The organism is Pirellulales bacterium, assembly GCA_033762255.1.
In the GTDB taxonomy this organism is placed as follows: domain Bacteria; phylum Planctomycetota; class Planctomycetia; order Pirellulales; family JALHPA01; genus JANRLT01.
The window spans coordinates 57,918-75,249 of the sequence record JANRLT010000036.1; the positions used below are offsets into that span (position 1 = coordinate 57,918).

The window sequence follows — 17,332 nt, forward strand, 5'->3', positions numbered from 1 at the left end:
AAAAAATTATTTCCAAAGATAGCGTTCATCGTAAGCAATGTTGTTCTTTACAAGCAGTGCCAGTAGTTCTTCTTGAAAAGATTTTTTGCGATGGTGTTCCGCTTGCTTGCGGATGTAGTTGCGGATGATAGGAATCTGCGATTCGCTGACAGTAAATGCGGAGTATCCTTCCTGCCACGCGAACTTACGTAATTTGAATTTTTCCTCGTTTAACCAACGCGAGGAGTTAGCCTTAATCCGATTTAACATTTGTGCCAAGGCCATGATGGGTTTGATGCGCAAGAGGATATGCACGTGGTCCGCTATTCCTCCAATTTCCAAGAAATTTCCTCCTTCGCTTTTAACGATACCTCCAATGTAGGCATACAGTTCGCCTTGAATTTCGCTTTTGATCAATGGGATTCGATTTTTTGTGCTAAAGACCAAGTGGTAAATTAAATTGGTGTATGTTGACATGAAAATACCTAAAAACCGCAAGGAATAGCAGCTAATAGCTCCGTAGGAGCGTGGTGCTGTAGCCAGGTGCGCAAGCACCTGGTATCGCGAGGTAATTCATCATGCAGCCCCGCTAGGGGCGATGTCAAGTTTGTTTGACGACGCCCCTGCGGGGCTATTAGATATCTTGTAAAAAGTTAACCGGTAGCTTGCGCTACCGGCTACAGCACATAGCTCCTACGGAGCAGTTTTATCGTTTGCGTAATAGGAACTTATGCGCGTAAGACCTACCCGTGCATAACTGATACGCAAACAAATTACGACTTGATAATCCGTAAAAGTAAATTTTGATGAACGATTTCCCGTTATTCTTTTACCTCAAACTCCGCATCGATGGCGTCGTCGTTCGGCTTGGATCCAGCGGCGGTTTGGTCCGCGCCCGGGGTAGCGGACTTTTGGGCTGCTTCGTACAGAACCTTGCTGGCGGCATGGCTGGCGGCCTCCAGTTCGCTGATCGCGGATTTGATCGCGTCGAGGTCGTCCCCCTTGGCCTTTTCCCGGCATTTGGCGATTGCGGCTTCCAGGGGAGCCTTGTCCGCGGCGGTGATCTTGTCCCCCTGATCCTTGATCATCTTTTCCAGTTGGAAGCACATCGAATCGGCCTGATTCCGCGCCTCGGCCAATTCGCGTTTCCGCTTGTCCTCGGCGGCGTGTGATTCCGCGTCCCGCTGCATCCGCTCAATCTCATCCTTGGGCAGGCTGCTGGCGTTTTTAATGCTAATCTTGTGCTCTTTGCCGGTCCCCAGGTCCTTGGCCGTGACACTAACGATGCCGTTGGCGTCGATGTCAAATTTGACCTCGATCTGGGGCATGCCGCGCGGGGCGGGGGGGATACCCTCCAGGTTGAATTGATCCAGTAGCCGGTTGTCGCGGGCCATGGGGCGTTCCCCCTGGTACACGCTGACCGTAACCGCGCTTTGGTTGTCGGCGGCGGTGCTAAAGGTTTGCTTTTTCTCGGTGGGAATGGTGGTGTTGCGCTCGACCAATTTGGTGAAAATGCCCCCTTCGGTCTCGATGCCCATCGAGAGCGGCGTCACGTCCAAAAGCAAAATGTCCTGCACTTCGCCCGCTAACACGCCTCCCTGGATCGCGGCGCCGATCGCCACGACTTCGTCGGGGTTAACCCCCTTGTGCGGTTCCTTGCCAAACATCTTTTTGACTAATTCCTGCACTTTGGGAATGCGGGTGGAGCCACCCACCAACACGACTTCGTCAATTTGGCTGGGTTCCAGCTTGGCATCCTTCAGCGCTTGGACCACCGGCGTGCGGCAGCGTTCGATCAGGCCGTCTACCAGTTGCTCAAATTTGGAACGGGTGATGTTGACCTGCAAATGCTTCGGGCCATTCGCATCGGCGGTGATAAAGGGCAAATTAATATCCGTGGAACTTGCACTGCTCAGTTCTTTTTTGGCTTTTTCGCAAGCTTCCTGCAAACGCTGCAACGCCATCGTATCTTTGCGCAGGTCGATGCCGTTTTCTTTTTTAAACTCATCAGCCACATAGTTGATTAGCACCTGGTCAAAGTCATCGCCACCCAGATGGGTGTCGCCATTGGTGCTAATAACGCGAAAGACCCCTTCGGCCACTTCCAGGACCGACACGTCAAACGTCCCCCCGCCCAGGTCAAAGACCACGATCTTTTCCTGGTTTTTCTTGTCCAGGCCATAAGCCAGGGCCGCGGCGGTAGGCTCGTTAATGATGCGCATTACCTCCAACCCGGCGATTTGGCCGGCGTCTTTGGTTGCTTGCCGTTGGGCATCGTTAAAATAGGCGGGGACTGTGATGACCGCCTTGTTGACCTTATGTCCTAAATATGATTCGGCGGATTCCTTCAGCTTACGTAGAATCCGCGCGGAAATTTCGGGCGGGGTGTATTCCTTGTCCCCAATTTTTACCTTGACGTAATCGTCCTTAGCCCCAACAACCTCGTAGGGGACGATCTTTTCTTCGCTGGCCACTTCGTTATGGCGGCGGCCCATGAACCGCTTAATCGAATAGACGGTTTTCTTGGGATTGGTCACGGCTTGACGGCGGGCCAGATCACCCACCAGGACGTCCCCTTTGTCCGTAAAAGCGACCACGCTGGGAGTCAGGCGATTCCCTTCTTGATTGGCGATCACCTTGGCTTCTTTTCCCTCCATGACCGCAACCACGGAGTTGGTCGTGCCAAGATCGATGCCGATGATTTTTTCACCCTGGGCCATGTGGAGTTCCTCGCAACGTACAAAGAATGGATGTAACTGGTCAAAAATGCAATGAGCAACTTAGTTTGCAAAGTCTATGCCAAAACATGCATGGTGCCAATTGTGTCATGCTGCAAACCTATGGCCAGTAATGGCTTGTGGAAAAATTATTTATCTGTGTGTAACTACGACAGAGATTGCGTGCAATTCTTGGCTGCCAATTTGGCATAAGAACTGAGATTCTACCTAGAGAGCCTATGGGGCGGATTAAGCCGTATATGAATTTAAAGGATCAAGGTGAGGTTTAAGGCATGGTTAAAGCGGCTAGCTTGCTATTAATTTGCTCAATAATTTCCGGCAGTTCCGCGACGCTACGAATGGCGAAATGCGCCCCCTGGGCCAGGTATTGCGCTGACAGTCGCTGGTGAATGATGTCGAGTTCCGCACTTCCTAGAGCTTGGGTTTGTTCATAATCCAGGCCCAGGCCGTTGCCGCAGATTGTCACGCCGACACACCACATGCCAGCATTTCGCGCGGCGGCTATGCCGACCAGGGTGTCATCGACTGCCAAAATCGCCGACGGGGGAAAGCTGCCAAGTTTTTCAGCGGCGCGAAAATTCATCCAGGGGAGGGGGCGTCCGGCGGGAACATCATCGGAGCAAATTACCGCGGCGGGGCAGTAGCCTTGCTCGGTTGCCAGGGGAACCAGGACGTCCATCAGCTCGCGCGTAAAGCCGGTGGTGGAACCAATTTTGTATCCTGCCGCGGCTAATTGCGCCAATGCGGGACCAACCCCGGGAATGAGTCGTGAATGTTGGGCCAGAATTTCCTTTTGTAATGGCAAAAACTGGGCATAGAGCCGGTCGATATCGGTTTCCGCGGGGGAGCGGCCGGTTTTTTCACGCCATAAGGCCGCGATCCGCGGTAAATGGATAACCTCGGCAATGTGTTCGCGTTTGGCCTTGCCCATGGGACCGCGGGCTTCGGCCTCGGTGATTTCGATTCCGCTTTGACGAAAAATTTCGACAAAGACCTGCATGGGGGCGCGACTGCCATGATCGATCGTCGTTCCCCCCCAGTCGAGGAGTATCGCTTCTAGTTTGCGCGGTGGATTATACATGCATCAGTCCTTCTTGCCAGTTCCGTTCGGCAATCCCTAGTGACATGGTCATTCCCGCCCCCCCCATCCCGGTCAGTAAGCGAATATTGGGAAATGGCTGCGCCTGCCAATATAGCCCCTGGGTGTTCTTTGCATACAGGCCAACCCAGCGGTTTTGAATTTGCCACGTTGGAAGCGTAATGATTTTATGCAGTTCCCGCAGCATGGCATCGTCAATGCTGGATTTTTCAAATGGGGTGATATCCGCGCCATACTCATGGGAATCGCCCAGGGTAACTTCACCCGTTTCATGCTGTGAAGCCATGACATGAATGCCCCACTGGTCAAGTTCCGGCGTCTCCGAGGCGATTCGCGCCCGCAGTTGGGGCAGGCTGGGGCAAATGCCAAAGCTGGCGTAATGCCGCAATGTCAGCCCACTGGCCAGATGCGGGCCAATCCACCAGTTTGCAGGTTGGGGGACGGTCCGCAGCATCTGGATTTTGCACAGTTTGAGGCCGGTGTTGGCAAATTCCTGGGGAAAGAGGGTTTGAATGTCCGCGCCGCTGCAGACCAAGAGTTGATCGAAGGAGTGTTTTTGGCCAGTGGCGGTTTGCACATACTCGGGCGTGGCGGCAACGACTGGCGTGGAAAAGTGAATTTTTATCCCTTGGGTAGCTTGCAACCAACTGGCCAAGGCCGAGATTGCGACCCGCGGATTGACACATAATTCGGTTGAGCTCCACAACCCCCCAAGTAAACCATCCGGGTTGGCGGCAGGAGTGCGGGAAAGCACGCCTTCGCGAGATAAAAGCTCGCAGGAAATACCGGCATCTGGCGCGAGTTCGGCAAATTCACGCAGCACCTGCCATTCATCAGGACGGTGCGCCAGATGGATCGTACCGCATTCCTTGATCCATAGGCCGCTGGCGGCGGCAAATTTGAGCCAGCGCGCGCGGCTGCGCAAGGCGGTTTGATAATGCAGGCCGGGAGTTTGGCCGATGGGCCAGATCATGCCAAAGTTACGGATCGAGGCATCAATGGCGGCATGGTTGCGCTCAAAGATGGTAACCTGGTGGCCTTGCTCGCTGGCCAGCCAAGCCTGGGATAGTCCGACAATCCCGGCACCGACGATGGCGATTTTTTGGGGCATAATGTACCCCTCTCACTCCGTGAGAGGAATTAAGTGAATTCTGGATTAACTAAACCGGGTAAAAATTGTGGGGGAGGTTGGCGGGTCTGTGTTCCGCTTTTGGAAAATGCGTAGAACATCTCACCGTAACAGCGACTTTTGTAAATGCTCCACATAATATTCCACGGGGGGAGTGGGCAATCCCGGGATTTTAGCCGCTTCATCCCAGCGCCTCAGGTGAATCGCCGCTTCAAAATGGGGATGCGATTCAAAATGGGCGGCTTGCGCGGCGGTCATGGGGCCTCCCTGCAGGGCAAGACTCTGCACCGAAGGCTCGCTCAGTTTCTCAAAATAGCCCGGTTCCTTGGTGCATAAATACCGTTTGGCCGCCACATGCAGGCGAATCGGCTCCACGACCGCCGGAGTAAAGTAGTCCGCCAACCACTCGGCCCCTAATTGTTCGTGCCGATCATCGATATCGTGATCCGGAGCATCCTCCGGCAAATCATGCAAAAGATGCCCCACATCGTGTAATAGCGCCGCGGCGACCAGCTCTGCGGGAGCGGCCGCTTTCTCGGCGGAATAAGCCGCCTGCAAGGCATGCTCAAGTTGGGTTACGGCTTCTTTACCGTAATTACTGTGCCCTCGTTGATGAAAGCATTCCAAGATACGTTGAATAGGATCTGTGCTGGTGGCGGCATCCATGTGAGGAACTCCTAGTAATTCTAAATTTAAAGTTGGAACAAAAATCCGTGATTTCAGGGGATTTTGAGCCGGGCATCCATGTGCAGTGCCGGAAAATACCCCCTGGCTCATAAAATTCTGACAATTCAGTTTCAGTTTTTAGCATATACTTTGCCCATTCGACAGCAAGTTGCTCATCAAATTCTCATATCCGCCCGCTTCCCACATTTGCGCAAAACTCTCGTAGTTCCTTTTCTATGGTTAATATTGCCGCCTCTCCCCGAGCACGGACAGTTTTTTGGACCGTCTGGTCTGTTGTGGCCGCGTTTGGCACCTACTTTTGCATGTATGGCTTTCGCAAGCCCTTTAGCGCGGCGGGTTTTGACCCGGCTGTCAATTGGTGGGGGGTCGATGAAAAAAGCTGCCTGGTGATCTCCCAGGTGCTGGGTTACACCTGTTCCAAATTTTTAGGGATCAAGGTGGTTTCCGAGATGCCACCGCACCGCCGCGCGCTGGCGATTGTGGTGTTGATTGGCATGGCCCAAGTAGCGCTGTTGTTATTTGGTTTTGCCACGCCAAATTGGCGGCCCGTCTGCTTGTTTTTTAACGGTTTGCCGCTGGGGATGGTCTTTGGATTAGTGTTGGGATTTTTGGAGGGGCGGCAACTGACCGAAGCCCTGACCGCCGGGCTATGCGTGAGCTTTATCGTGGCGGATGGGGTCATGAAAAGCGTGGGAAAGGGACTGTTAAATAGCGGCGTCAGCGATTATTGGATGCCCGCGAGCGCGGGGGGGATATTTATCTTTCCCTTAATCATTTTTACACTGATGCTCAGTGTGATCCCCGGACCTACCCCCGCCGACATTGCCGCCCGGGCCTTACGCACACCGTATAGCGCGATGGATCGATGGCAGTTTCTCCGGCGGTTTGGGGTGGGGCTGTTGCCAATCGTCGTGATTTACCTCTTAATTACCATCTTGCGGAGTTTGCGGGGGGACTTTGCCCCGGAATTATGGCAGGCCCTGGGTGTGCAGCCTAATGAAGCGCTCTTTACCCAAACCGAAACATTGGTGGGCCTGGTGGTGTTATTGGTTAATGGCAGTTGCGCCCTGATTATCAGTAATCAGGCGGCGATGAAAGTCTCTTTAGCCACGGTGGGGCTGGGCGTGGCAATCATGATCGGCTCGCTAGCGGCCCTCAGGCTAGACCAGTTGTCCCCATTTTGGTTTATTGTGCTGGTTGGAATGGGTTTGTATTTGCCGTATGTGGCTGTGCATACCACGATCCTGGAACGTTTTATCGCGCTCACCGGGGAACGGGGAAATTTGGGCTATTTGATGAGTATTGTCGATGCCATTGGCTATTTGGGTTATGTGGTGGTGATCCTGGCAAAAAACTGGAGCAAGGTAAATTTTGGGCCGTCCGGTCCACCGTTGGCGGCTCCTTCCGCCGCTGACATCTTAAAATCCAGCACCGATCGCTCCACCGATTTGCTCGATTTCTTTTTATGGGCCAGCGGCATCGGCGCAGCTCTTTCGGCAGTTTTATTAATCTTTGTGTACAGATACTTTCAGTCGCATTTTCAAAGCAAATTGGTAAAATAAATTTAGACCTCAGGCAGTTGCACGCGTCGCCACTATTGTGAAAATGCCGTCCCTGAATGGTTCACCTTTCCGAGATCAAGAATGCATTCAACCGAATTCCAGCAGATCACCCAGGCTCTGTTGGAGGTTGTCGACGAGGCAAGTATCGGCCAATGGCTGTAAACACCCAATACCGCCTTTGAAGGACTAAAGCCGTGTGAACTGATCGATCGTGGTGAAGTCGATCGCTATCGGCCATGATTTATTTTTTTACCTTCAGGAGTTCCCGTTTCAATGCAGAAATCGGCCCGGGCCGCTGTCTTTCATGGCCATGTCGGACAATTGACCTTAGAGACATTGCCAATCCCGGAATTAGCCCCGGATCAAGCGCTGGTGCGGGTTTTGGCCTGCACAATCTGTGGCAGCGATTTGCATTCACTACATGGTCGCAGGGCCGTTGCTACTCCGACCATTCTGGGCCACGAAATCTGCGGCCAGTTGGTGGCCCTGGGATCAAAGTTCCCCACAAATGACCTAAATGGCCAGCAACTCAAGCCGGGGGATACCCTTTCTTGGGCGATTGTGGCTAATTGTGACAACTGTCGCCATTGCCTGGCAGGTTTGCCCCAAAAATGCGAGATAGGGGTGAAATATGGCCACATGGGATGGGCCAGTGGCCAGATCCTGAGCGGTGGTTTGGCCGAGTATTGCGTCTTGGCTGCGGGAACAAAAGTCATCCGTTTACCGTCGAATTTGGACCTGGCCGTCGCTTGTCCGGCCAGTTGCGCGACCGCGACGATCTGCGCCGCCCTGGAAGCCGCTGCCAAGCCAGCCGCCACAAAACGCAAGATAGCCATCCTAGGTTTGGGCATGCTGGGGTTAACAGCCTGCGCCATCGCGGCGGATCAAGGTTATAAAGAGATTGTGGGGGTGGACCCCCAACCGTCGCGGAGGGAATTGGCAAAGTCATTCGCCGCCACCAAAGTCCTTTCTCCGCAAGAGTTTACAGAGATTTGTGCCTCTCCGGCAACTCAACAGCACGATCGATTTGAAACGGTGTTGGAACTATCGGGCCAGTCAGAAATGGTCGCCGCTGGCGGTGCCTGCTTGGATATCGGAGGCAAATTGATCTTGGTTGGCTCGGTTTTTCCCGTCCCTCCCGTGGAATTCTTTCCCGAACAGATCGTTCGCAAAAATCTGACTATCGCGGGCGTTCACAATTATGCCCCGCGACATTTGGCCCAGGCGATTGATATTTTAGACCGTCTCCAGGGGAAATATCCCTTTGCCAGCTTGGTGGAACGGTGGGTCTCCCTGGCGGAATTACCAACCCTTATCCAAGCTGGACCGCATTTTGCCGGCATTCGGCTAGGAGTTCGGCCCTAATTTTGCCGTGGATTGTGGAAATTTCCCGTAAATGATGCGTGTAAATATCTATTGCTGCCTTAAAATCAGCATTCATATTGAGCCTCATCGCCATTCCCGACGTTCTCTCCCGGGGGCAACTAGCATTTTTATAGCTAAATCACTATAAAACCTGCTTGTGCCGAAGCATAATTGAGATTTTCCCCAGGTCGGTGCCTCTCTCCATTCCCCCATTCGTGAGGGAATCTTGTAGTGGCCGTGGGAAGAATACTTTTAAAAAAGCCTATTGCCGCCAGTTCGTGAGGCAATGGCATCCCCTCCCTGGCCAGTTGTCCCCTTTAGGTTTTATGTCCAAGGGAAAGCCTACTGAAAAATCCGCCAAGCCTGGCACGGTTCCCGCGTCGCTGGCCGCGCTGCGCTTGCGAATTGATCGCCTCGACCGGGAATTGGTCAAGCTAATGAATGAGCGGGCCAAGGTCGCCCATGCCATTGGTAAAGTTAAGGATAGCAGCGGGTTACAGCCATACGATCCCGCCCGCGAAGAAGAAGTGCTAGGCCGGATAGCGGAGCATAATCGCGGGCCACTGCCGGGAAAGTCCCTCCGGGCCATTTATCGCGAGTTAATCAGTGCCTCCCGGTCGCTGGAGGGGACATTGCGTGTGGCGTATTTGGGACCACAATACACCTATAGCCACCTGGCGGCGATCCACCGCTTTGGACAAAGCGTCGAATTTATCCCGGTAGGGTCGATTCAGGCGGTCTTTGAGGAGGTCCAGCGAAAGCATGTCACCTATGGCCTGGTACCGCTGGAAAACTCCACGGATGGACGTGTGACTGACACTCTGGATATGTTTACCCGTTTGCCGGTAACGATTTGCGGGGAAGTGCAATTGCGCATCCATCATAATCTGCTGGGACGCTGTGCCCGGGGGGAAATTCAAGAGGTATACAGCAAGCAACAACCGTTGTCCCAATGCCGCAATTGGCTGGCAAAGCACCTGCCGCAGGCTCGCATGATCGAAGTGACCAGCACCGGCACGGCGGCACAACTGGCCCAGGATAAACCGGGGGCGGCGGCTATTGCCAGTCTGGAGGCTGGCCTGCATTATGGGCTGGATCTGCTGGCCGAGAATATCGAGGATGTGGCGGGAAATTTGACGCGGTTTGCCGTTATCGGCGAGACCGCCGCCAAACGGACCGGAAATGATAAAACAGCCGTCATGTTTGAAATACCGCATCGACCGGGGGCCTTGGCCGATGCCATGACGGTGTTTAAACGGTATAAATTAAACATGACCTGGATCGAATCATTCCCCATTGCCCGGCCCGAGGGGGGGTACATGTTCTTTGTGGAATTTGAAGGACATCAGGCCGATATGCGCGTTAAGAAAGCGACCGAAGCCCTCGCCAAGCGAGCCGTGCGATTTGTCATCCTCGGCAGTTTTGCCAAAAGCGCGATCGTGGAGTGACAGGACTCCAATTAAAAATTAAAAATTAAGAATGCGAGACAGCCAAATTCCACTCCTCCATTACTCCAAACTCCACTTCTCCAACCTCCCCCAGCCGTGATCATCATCCTCAAACCGCATACCGCCGGGCCTGACCTTCAGCATGTCGTCGAAAAGATCGAATCATTGGGGTTGCGCGCGCATGTCAGCCAGGGAGCCTATCGCACAATCATTGGCGTCATTGGGGACGAGGCCAAGGCCAATGTCGCTCCACTGAAAGCGCTGCCCGGTGTCGAAGAGGTCATTCCCGTGCTCCCCCCTTATAAACTTGCCAGCCGCGAAGCCCAGTCCGAACCGACCGTGGTTAATGTGGCCGGGGTTAAAATTGGCGGCGGGCACTTGGCCATGATCGCCGGGCCATGCGCGGTGGAGTCGCGCGAGCGAATGCGGGATATCTGCCGCGATATTGTGGCCGCCGGGGCCAATATCTTACGCGGCGGGGCCTACAAACCACGCACCAGCCCTTATGCCTACCAGGGGATGGGCGAAGATGGCCTCAAAATCCTACGTGAAACCGGCGACGAATTTGGCATTCCCATCGTGACCGAGGTCATGGATCCGCGCAAGGTTGAGGTGGTTGACCAATACACCGACATGATCCAGATCGGCGCGCGAAACATGCAAAACTTTACGCTACTGACGGAAGTGGGCCAAACCCGCAAGCCGGTATTGCTCAAGCGGGGTATGAGCGCGACCATCGAGGATCTGCTAATGAGCGCGGAGTATATCCTGTCGCAGGGGAATCCCCACGTGGTCCTCTGCGAGCGCGGGGTCAAGGGCTTTGACAAATCGACCCGCAATCTGTTTGATGTATCGGCCATTCCCAATGTCAAGGGATTATCGCATTTACCGATTATCGTTGATCCCAGCCATGCGACGGGAAGGCCCGACCTGATCCCACCGTGCGCCTTGGCGGGCGTGGCGGCGGGGGCGGATGGCGTCCATATCGAGGTGCATAATTGTCCCAGCGAGGCCCTGTCCGACGGGCCGCAGGCATTATTGCCGCATCAATACTCTGCGATTGCGGAGCAAATTCATTCACTGGCCAAACTCTTGCAAAAAGCCGTGGCCCCCTTGCCCAATAAGACAGCCTAGTGCTCTGTCAGCGATTGGTCTGCGGATAAGTCATACGCTTTCTCTCCAAATATATCGCAGCTAGCATTTTTGATGACGTGAACTATTGAAGCTAAATTATGGTATGACGCAACCGCGTTGCGGTAGGATTTTCGGCTTGCCGTATACCCAGGGTAACCGCTGCGCGGTAACCCTGGGCTAAGTTTCATAACCGCGTTGCGGTACCCACCTACCGCAACGCGCCTTCATTTATTGGCAATACAGTGGAACAAAGCCCACAGGTTGGAGCGCAGCGAATAACCCTGGGTCAGTTGAATCAAGTAAGGTTCCCGTACTTTAACGGAGTTCCGTAAACTCAAGTTAAACTGGGTAAAGGCCGCGCTAGGATTACTTGGGATAGGTATCATGGGGTGCTAGGCCATGGTTGGAACAGCAAATACTGTGGGCGAGCACCCAGCGGCTGATTAGTCTATGACGCAGCAGAATTGTGGCAAAGATATTTTTTAACCCGCTGCGGGGCGTATCAAGCGTTCTTCGATGACGTGCAGGATTTGCCGGGCTACCAGGGATTTATTTCCTTGTAAAGCGGCTATGACCTCTCCCCCGCGGTCCAATATTTCCACCTGATTGTCCGGCGAATTCATCGCCTGGGGGCCATTGGCCACCATCAGGTCGCAGCTCTTTTTTTGTAATTTAACCACCGCACGAAAGCGGGCGTCCTCGGTCTCGAGCGCAAAACCTACCGCCCATTGATCTGCTCGCTTTTGACCGCAAAGTGTCGCCACGATGTCGGGAGTCTCGATAAGGTGCAATTCGAGGGGCTCGCCGGTTTTGCGAATTTTGTGGGGGGCTACCTGTTGCGGTCGATAATCGCACGGGGCGGCGACGCCAATCAGTCCGTCGCACGCGGGAAATTCCGCCAGCGCGGCGGCCAACATTTCCTCGGTGCTAATCACCGAAATCACCCGCGCCCGGGGGGGATAAGAAATTTCCACCGGTCCGCTGACCAAAACCACCGCGTGCCCCAGTTCGAGCGCGGCTGCGGCCAGCGCGCACCCCATTTTGCCGCTGCTGGCGTTGGTCAAATACCGAACCGGGTCCAAGTACTGCCGGGTCGGTCCCGAGGTGATAAGAATTTTTGCCACAGTCGCGTGTGCTATTGATAAAGAACCTGGTGGTGGGACAAGAATTCTCTGTGGCTGACTAGGTTGCCAGCAATTCGTGGATCCGCGCGAGGATCTCCGCGGGTTCGGCCATGCGCCCTGTTCCAGATTGGCGGCAACTCAGCCAACCACTGCCAGGTTCCGCCACGTGCACGCCGTCTTCCCGCAATTGGCGCAGATTGCGCTGCACGGCTGGTTGCTCCCACATTCGGCTATTCATGGCTGGCGCGATCAAGACCGGGCATCGGCAGCAAAGGTACAGCGTGGACACCAGGTCATCCCCCAATCCCAACGCCGCTTGGGCCATGAAGCGCGCCGTCGCCGGCGCCACCACCAGCAGTTGAGCCCGTTCGGCCAGTTCAATATGAGCCCCCAACGGATGCGCCCCGGGATCAAAAAGACGCGTCACCACCGGACGACCAGAGAGCGCAGCAAAAGTCGCCGGACCGACAAACTTTTGCGCCCCGCGGGACATGGCCACGGTCACTCCATGACCCGCCTGGGAGAGTTTGCTGACGACATCGGCAACCTTGTAGGCCGCCACTCCTCCCGTGACCGCCAGCACAATTTCCCGCGGTGCAGTTGTCATGAAACGGCTCAAAAAAATGCGACAGGGTGATCCATCGTCAAATCCAAACGTTCACCCGGATGAATTCTAACAAACCCCGGAATCGGGGGAAGAGACGCCAAGTCCAATCCGCGACCAGCAACGACTTTATAGGATTTGCTCTACCGTCTTATAAAAGCCGGGATTCCACTGCCAACGGGGCGAGCGAATAATTTTAAACGCTTCTTCCACGGTGTAGCCCTGTTGGGCGCGCTGGCGGCATTCCTCGCGATTGCGCTGCAAAATTTCCCGATCTTGGGGCGTTGGTTGGTAGCGAAACTGGCAGGGAACTTCTTGGCCCAGCAGATGCACGACGTAGCCTTCGAGATTAAATTGATCCAGCGGGTCCAGGATGGTGCTGGTATAGGCTGGCTGGGGGCCGTTCTCAATATAATAATTGCACAACTCCTCGGCCTTGCCCAGTTGGACGTCCGCATGGCACGCCCGCCAAAAAGGAGTATCGAGACGGCGATTGTATTTGTAATGGATGGCTAAAAAGTCCCGAATCAATTGCCAAATGCGGCGGCTGCGCTCATTGTATTGGTGGATTTTGCTGGGGGAGGGGCGTTCGTGCACATCGCTCAGGGTAAAGGCCAATTGCAGGGCGTCCTGGCAAATTACGCCGATCGCCGTCGCCTCTAGCGGTTCGACAAAACCATTCGAATTACCAATCGCGCATACATTTCCCACCCAGGCGCGGCGATGGCACCCGGTTTTAAAAGGGATCACGCGGGTCTTAGTAATTTTGGGATTCTTTGCGCGAAATTCCCGCTCGGCGTCCTCGTCACTGATAAACTTAGAGCTATAAACATAGCCCCGATTGATCCGAAATTCATGATCGATTTGCCAGCACCAGCCGCAATTCATGGTTTCGGCGGTGGTATATGATTTAATCGGTTCATCCGGACCGCGGTCCCACCCCCCTACGATGGCTCGGTCGCAATAGAGAGCGTTTTCAAATGATTCAAAAGGTTCTTCAAGGATTTCCCCCAACAAATACGAGCGAAACCCCGAACAATCCACATAAAAATCAGCTTGGATGGTTTGGCCGCTTTTTAACTGGAGGGCGTCGATACCATGTTCGTTGCGGCTTACGCCGACCACCAGATCATCAATCATTTCCACGCCCAGGCGTTGCGCGGTTTTGGCCAGCCATTTGACGAATAGTTCATTTTCCAGGTGGTAGGCTAAATCCTGGCCGATTTGCGGCGTGCCATCAGGCTGTTTAGCAAAGACTTTGTTTTCTGTCATTAACGCCGAGGCCAGGCTAAAGTACTCAAAGTCGCCATTGATAAAATACGAAACAGGCCGCGAGAGCTTGGGCAGGGTGACATTGAACTGTCGGCGAAAGGTATAGTTGTAATACGGCCGCTGGCCCCATAAAAAGCGAATTCCCAATTTCCAACTGGCGTTGGTTTCACGATAAAATTCACCCGGGTCAAGGCCCAGGATGCCATGCAAATGCAGCGGCACATCACGGGTGGTTCCTTCTCCCACGCCGATGATTCCCAAATCAGAAGAGCAAAGCAGCTTGACATTGAGTTGCGGTAGAATTTTGCGCAAGGTAAGCGCTGTAATAAAACCGGCGCTCCCTCCCCCTAGGATGAGCACATTCCGCAGCATAAATGATCCCCGCAAAATCCAGACCGCCAAGTTCCCTTGGGTGGGGTAAAACCCGCGTGTCGGTCAACGATGTTAGAAAAGGTGTGAAGCGATGCGCCAACCCGACAGCGGATGCTCGTTCACACAAGTATCATGGTAAAAGCCGAGCGCCAGTACACGGACTGGCGCTCACGATTGATACCTAAGTTTAGTTTACAAGCCGTTACAAGGAATTCAAATCCAATTCCGGCGGTCCATCCCCCAAAAAAGGATCATCCCCGGTAATCCGCACGTTGTTGGAAGTGTCTAAAAAGATTTTGTCTTGCAAGATTTCTTGAACAACAATTTCCATTTTGTTATCGGAGCCGATATCCACGAGCGCCCGGCTACCGGCGTTTAACGCGACCAGCCGCTTTTGAATGAGGGTGGAAAGCTTAAAGCGGCCCCCCACTTTATTGACAATTTCTTCTTCTTTCAGGGCATCTATCATCGGGATTCCTCCAACTGGGCCAAAACCGAGCAAATGTTATTGACTGCGTCTTCTAGGACGTCGTTATTGATGACATATTGGTAGCGATCCGCGTACGCTAATTCTTGGCGGGCCACTTCTAATCGGCGGGCAATCGCCTCGGCCGATTCGGTCCCGCGTGCTTTGAGCCGTCGCTCCAACTCCTCGACGCTGGCTGGCCGCACAAAGATGGTAATCGCGTCGGGATATCGCTGGAGAACCGCCAACATGCCCGTCACATCAATTTCTAAAAGTACCGATTTTCCCGCCGCAAGTCTAGGGGCCACTTCACTTTGCAGCGTGCCATACCAATGCCCCCGGCCAAAAACCTCTGAACATTCCAAGAATTCCCCCCCCTCTCGCCGACGGTTAAAATCTTCCGTGGACAAAAAATAATAGTGCACCCCCGCTTGTTCACCGGGGCGGGGGGGGCGGGTGGTGGCCGAAATACTCGGCTCGATCCAGGGGCAGCGGGCGAGCACTTTTTCTAGTACGGTCGTTTTTCCCGCTCCGGACGGGCCGGAAAACACAATCAAGCGGCCGTGGGAGGCGGAAGGCATGAAAGTTTATTTTTAGCAAAAAATCTATCCAGCGAATCGTTTGGCGGCGCGGCAAGTTGAGCCGTCGACAGCCGACGACGGAAAGTACCCGCCAGGAAAAGTTAGCATTTTCCGCCTGGACCGGCGGACGGCAAAATCCGCCCCGCTGCTCCGCCCCGTGGATTATTCGACGTTTTGGATCATCTCGCGCAGCCGTTCGATGGCAGTTTTCATTTCAATGACGCGCTGGGCGATATCGACATCGGTCGATTTTGAGCCGATGGTGTTGACTTCGCGAAATAATTCCTGGATTAAAAATTCCAATTTGCGCCCCGCGCTTTCCTCGGATTGCATGATTTTGACAAACTGGGACAGGTGGCTGCGCAGTCGGACCAATTCTTCGGAAATATCGACACGTTCGGCATAGATCGTAACTTCGCGCAGTAAATCGGCGGGGTTCAGGCTGACGTGAAATTCATCGAGTGCTTTGCGAACGCGTTCCTCCAGCCGGGTGCGATAATCGGACACCGTCAAGGGTGCGCGGGTCGCAATTTGTTCAACCTGGGCGGAAAGTGTCTGGCAGTTAGCCGCGAGGTCGGCCGACATGTTGCGCCCCTCGGTTTCACGCATGGTTTGCAGGTTGGATAAAGCCTGTTCCACGGCGCGGGCCACGACGGGCCACGCCGCCTCGGCTTGTTCCAGACTGACAGTCGCTTCATTGACCACACCCGGCAACAGCAGAAGCTGCTCCACCCCGCTTACCAGAGGCAAGCTTTGTTCCAGGCAAAATTGCCCCAATTGTTTTTGGTACGCGGTTAAAACCGCCAGATTAAGCGAATAGCAGTCTTCCGGACGCAACCGCTGCACCCGCAGATTTGCCTGGACAGTCCCGCGTTTGATTTTTTCCCTGGCTAATGCCTCGATTTGCGGCTCTAAGAGGGTAAATCCTTCACTTGCGCGCAAGTTAAATTTAAAGTAGCGATTGTTAATTGTGCGCAGTTCCAGCGTCACCGCCAAGTTTTGATCCTGGACATGGGATTCGCCAAACCCGGTCATGCTTAGCAACAAGGAAGCGCCTCCTGGAAAATCTATTCTCGCGGGGCCACGGCAATCATTCGGATGCACAATTTTATTTTAGCTTATTTATTTCTGCGCCGGGCAATTCCCTCAGTAGCGGGCCGGGGGGAGGATTTATGCGACGCTGATGAGTTATTTACCAGGTTCCGCGGGGGGAGTGGAATCAGGGGGGGCGCTGGAAGATGTCGCCGGGGGTTGTTCGGCAACTGGCTGCACCGTATTACCGGGAGTAGTGGCAGCGGGCGCTGTGGTTGCGGGCGCGTTAGTCGCGGGTGTGGCTGACGCCGGGGGAGTCCCCGTGGTGGATGCGGGGGGGCTGGTTAATCCCGGCAAATTACCGGTGGCAGGTGGGACTGTGGAGGACGGCACAGCTGCGGACGGTGTCGCTGCGGACCCAGCCCCTGGCGCCGCCGGTATTACAGGGGCAGTATTGGTGATCGTCGGCTTATTCGTGACCTGGGTTGGAGACTGCATCAGACGAATCGCCAGCATGCAACACAAAATCCAGACCAGCGCCGTCACGATAGTTACCCGGGTGAACAAATCTCCCGCCTTGGTCCCAAACGCGCTTTGTCCCCCCCCACCGCCAAAGGCGCCGGCCAATCCGCCCCCTTTACCTTCTTGTAGGAGCACGATCAAAATCAGGAACAGCGACGACAGGACGATCAACGTGATAACAAAAAATTGCAAAAGCATTGATTTTCATCTGTAAATAA

Annotated in this window: 16 protein-coding genes; 4 read left to right on the forward strand and 12 right to left on the reverse strand. The window is 54.2% G+C overall.

Translation table 11 applies throughout. The features are described 5' to 3' along the window. Positions 1–6: 6 nt before the first annotated feature. From tnpA to SFX18_10415, 5 genes are all read right to left on the reverse strand, one after another. Positions 7–456, reverse strand: a complete 450-nt coding sequence (tnpA, locus tag SFX18_10395) for an IS200/IS605 family transposase (protein MDX1963553.1) — start codon at positions 454–456, stop codon at positions 7–9. 344 nt (positions 457–800) lie between these two features. Continuing rightward, the gene (gene dnaK / locus SFX18_10400) at positions 801–2,699 is read right to left on the reverse strand and encodes a molecular chaperone DnaK (protein ID MDX1963554.1); all 1,899 of its coding nucleotides are present in this window, start codon (positions 2,697–2,699) and stop codon (positions 801–803) included. 283 nt (positions 2,700–2,982) lie between these two features. Then, positions 2,983–3,798 (reverse strand): phosphonoacetaldehyde hydrolase, encoded by an 816-nt coding sequence (gene phnX, locus SFX18_10405; GenBank protein MDX1963555.1) that lies wholly within the window; start codon positions 3,796–3,798, stop codon positions 2,983–2,985. Then, on the reverse strand, positions 3,791–4,927 hold the full coding sequence (locus SFX18_10410) for a TIGR03364 family FAD-dependent oxidoreductase (protein MDX1963556.1): 1,137 nt from the start codon (positions 4,925–4,927) through the stop codon (positions 3,791–3,793). Before SFX18_10410 ends, phnX begins: the two co-directional genes overlap by 8 nt. 120 nt (positions 4,928–5,047) lie before the next feature. After that, positions 5,048–5,611, reverse strand: coding sequence for an HD domain-containing protein (locus SFX18_10415; protein MDX1963557.1), 564 nt, complete (start codon positions 5,609–5,611; stop codon positions 5,048–5,050). A gap of 236 nt (positions 5,612–5,847) precedes the next feature. Between SFX18_10415 and SFX18_10420 the strand changes: the two genes are divergently transcribed. The 4 genes from SFX18_10420 (at position 5,848) to aroF (ending at position 11,141) form a co-directional block, all read left to right on the forward strand. Then, positions 5,848–7,194, forward strand: coding sequence for a DUF5690 family protein (locus tag SFX18_10420; GenBank protein MDX1963558.1), 1,347 nt, complete (start codon positions 5,848–5,850; stop codon positions 7,192–7,194). Positions 7,195–7,467: 273 nt separating this feature from the next. Beyond that, on the forward strand, positions 7,468–8,559 hold the full coding sequence (locus SFX18_10425) for a zinc-binding dehydrogenase (protein MDX1963559.1): 1,092 nt from the start codon (positions 7,468–7,470) through the stop codon (positions 8,557–8,559). A 326-nt stretch (positions 8,560–8,885) separates the two neighbouring features. Continuing rightward, entirely contained in the window at positions 8,886–10,007 is a 1,122-nt protein-coding gene (gene pheA, locus SFX18_10430; GenBank protein ID MDX1963560.1) for a prephenate dehydratase, read from the forward strand. A 96-nt stretch (positions 10,008–10,103) separates the two neighbouring features. Then, on the forward strand, positions 10,104–11,141 hold the full coding sequence (gene aroF / locus SFX18_10435) for a 3-deoxy-7-phosphoheptulonate synthase (protein ID MDX1963561.1): 1,038 nt from the start codon (positions 10,104–10,106) through the stop codon (positions 11,139–11,141). 482 nt (positions 11,142–11,623) lie between these two features. Here the strand turns inward: aroF and SFX18_10440 are convergent, their stop codons facing one another. The 7 genes from SFX18_10440 to secG form a co-directional block, all read right to left on the reverse strand. Beyond that, complete coding sequence (locus SFX18_10440; protein MDX1963562.1) at positions 11,624–12,265, reverse strand: phosphopantothenoylcysteine decarboxylase; 642 nt, start codon at positions 12,263–12,265, stop codon at positions 11,624–11,626. A 58-nt stretch (positions 12,266–12,323) separates the two neighbouring features. Beyond that, a complete protein-coding gene (locus tag SFX18_10445; protein MDX1963563.1) occupies positions 12,324–12,872 on the reverse strand; it encodes a phosphopantothenoylcysteine decarboxylase in 549 nt (182 codons plus the stop codon). A gap of 126 nt (positions 12,873–12,998) precedes the next feature. Continuing rightward, entirely contained in the window at positions 12,999–14,513 is a 1,515-nt protein-coding gene (locus SFX18_10450) for a tryptophan halogenase family protein (protein MDX1963564.1), read from the reverse strand. A 202-nt stretch (positions 14,514–14,715) separates the two neighbouring features. Continuing rightward, a complete protein-coding gene (locus SFX18_10455) occupies positions 14,716–14,982 on the reverse strand; it encodes a DNA-directed RNA polymerase subunit omega (GenBank protein ID MDX1963565.1) in 267 nt (88 codons plus the stop codon). Next, the gene (gene gmk, locus SFX18_10460) at positions 14,979–15,560 is read right to left on the reverse strand and encodes a guanylate kinase (protein MDX1963566.1); all 582 of its coding nucleotides are present in this window, start codon (positions 15,558–15,560) and stop codon (positions 14,979–14,981) included. Before gmk ends, SFX18_10455 begins: the two co-directional genes overlap by 4 nt. A 162-nt stretch (positions 15,561–15,722) precedes the next feature. Beyond that, positions 15,723–16,607 (reverse strand): YicC/YloC family endoribonuclease, encoded by an 885-nt coding sequence (locus SFX18_10465; protein MDX1963567.1) that lies wholly within the window; start codon positions 16,605–16,607, stop codon positions 15,723–15,725. Positions 16,608–16,748: 141 nt separating this feature from the next. Then, the gene (gene secG / locus SFX18_10470) at positions 16,749–17,312 is read right to left on the reverse strand and encodes a preprotein translocase subunit SecG (GenBank protein ID MDX1963568.1); all 564 of its coding nucleotides are present in this window, start codon (positions 17,310–17,312) and stop codon (positions 16,749–16,751) included. Between the last annotated feature and the right edge of the window lie 20 nt (positions 17,313–17,332).

Coding starts and splice junctions, on each gene's coding strand:
- SFX18_10425 (MDX1963559.1), top strand. CDS start 7,468: ATGCAGAAATCGGCCCGGGCCGCTGTCTTTCATGGCCATGTCGGACAA.
- dnaK (MDX1963554.1), bottom strand. CDS start 2,699: ATGGCCCAGGGTGAAAAAATCATCGGCATCGATCTTGGCACGACCAAC.
- SFX18_10415 (MDX1963557.1), bottom strand. CDS start 5,611: ATGGATGCCGCCACCAGCACAGATCCTATTCAACGTATCTTGGAATGC.
- SFX18_10455 (MDX1963565.1), bottom strand. CDS start 14,982: ATGATAGATGCCCTGAAAGAAGAAGAAATTGTCAATAAAGTGGGGGGC.
- SFX18_10420 (MDX1963558.1), top strand. CDS start 5,848: ATGGTTAATATTGCCGCCTCTCCCCGAGCACGGACAGTTTTTTGGACC.
- phnX (MDX1963555.1), bottom strand. CDS start 3,798: ATGTATAATCCACCGCGCAAACTAGAAGCGATACTCCTCGACTGGGGG.
- tnpA (MDX1963553.1), bottom strand. CDS start 456: ATGTCAACATACACCAATTTAATTTACCACTTGGTCTTTAGCACAAAA.
- pheA (MDX1963560.1), top strand. CDS start 8,886: ATGTCCAAGGGAAAGCCTACTGAAAAATCCGCCAAGCCTGGCACGGTT.
- gmk (MDX1963566.1), bottom strand. CDS start 15,560: ATGCCTTCCGCCTCCCACGGCCGCTTGATTGTGTTTTCCGGCCCGTCC.
- SFX18_10445 (MDX1963563.1), bottom strand. CDS start 12,872: ATGACAACTGCACCGCGGGAAATTGTGCTGGCGGTCACGGGAGGAGTG.
- secG (MDX1963568.1), bottom strand. CDS start 17,312: ATGCTTTTGCAATTTTTTGTTATCACGTTGATCGTCCTGTCGTCGCTG.
- SFX18_10450 (MDX1963564.1), bottom strand. CDS start 14,513: ATGCTGCGGAATGTGCTCATCCTAGGGGGAGGGAGCGCCGGTTTTATT.
- SFX18_10410 (MDX1963556.1), bottom strand. CDS start 4,927: ATGCCCCAAAAAATCGCCATCGTCGGTGCCGGGATTGTCGGACTATCC.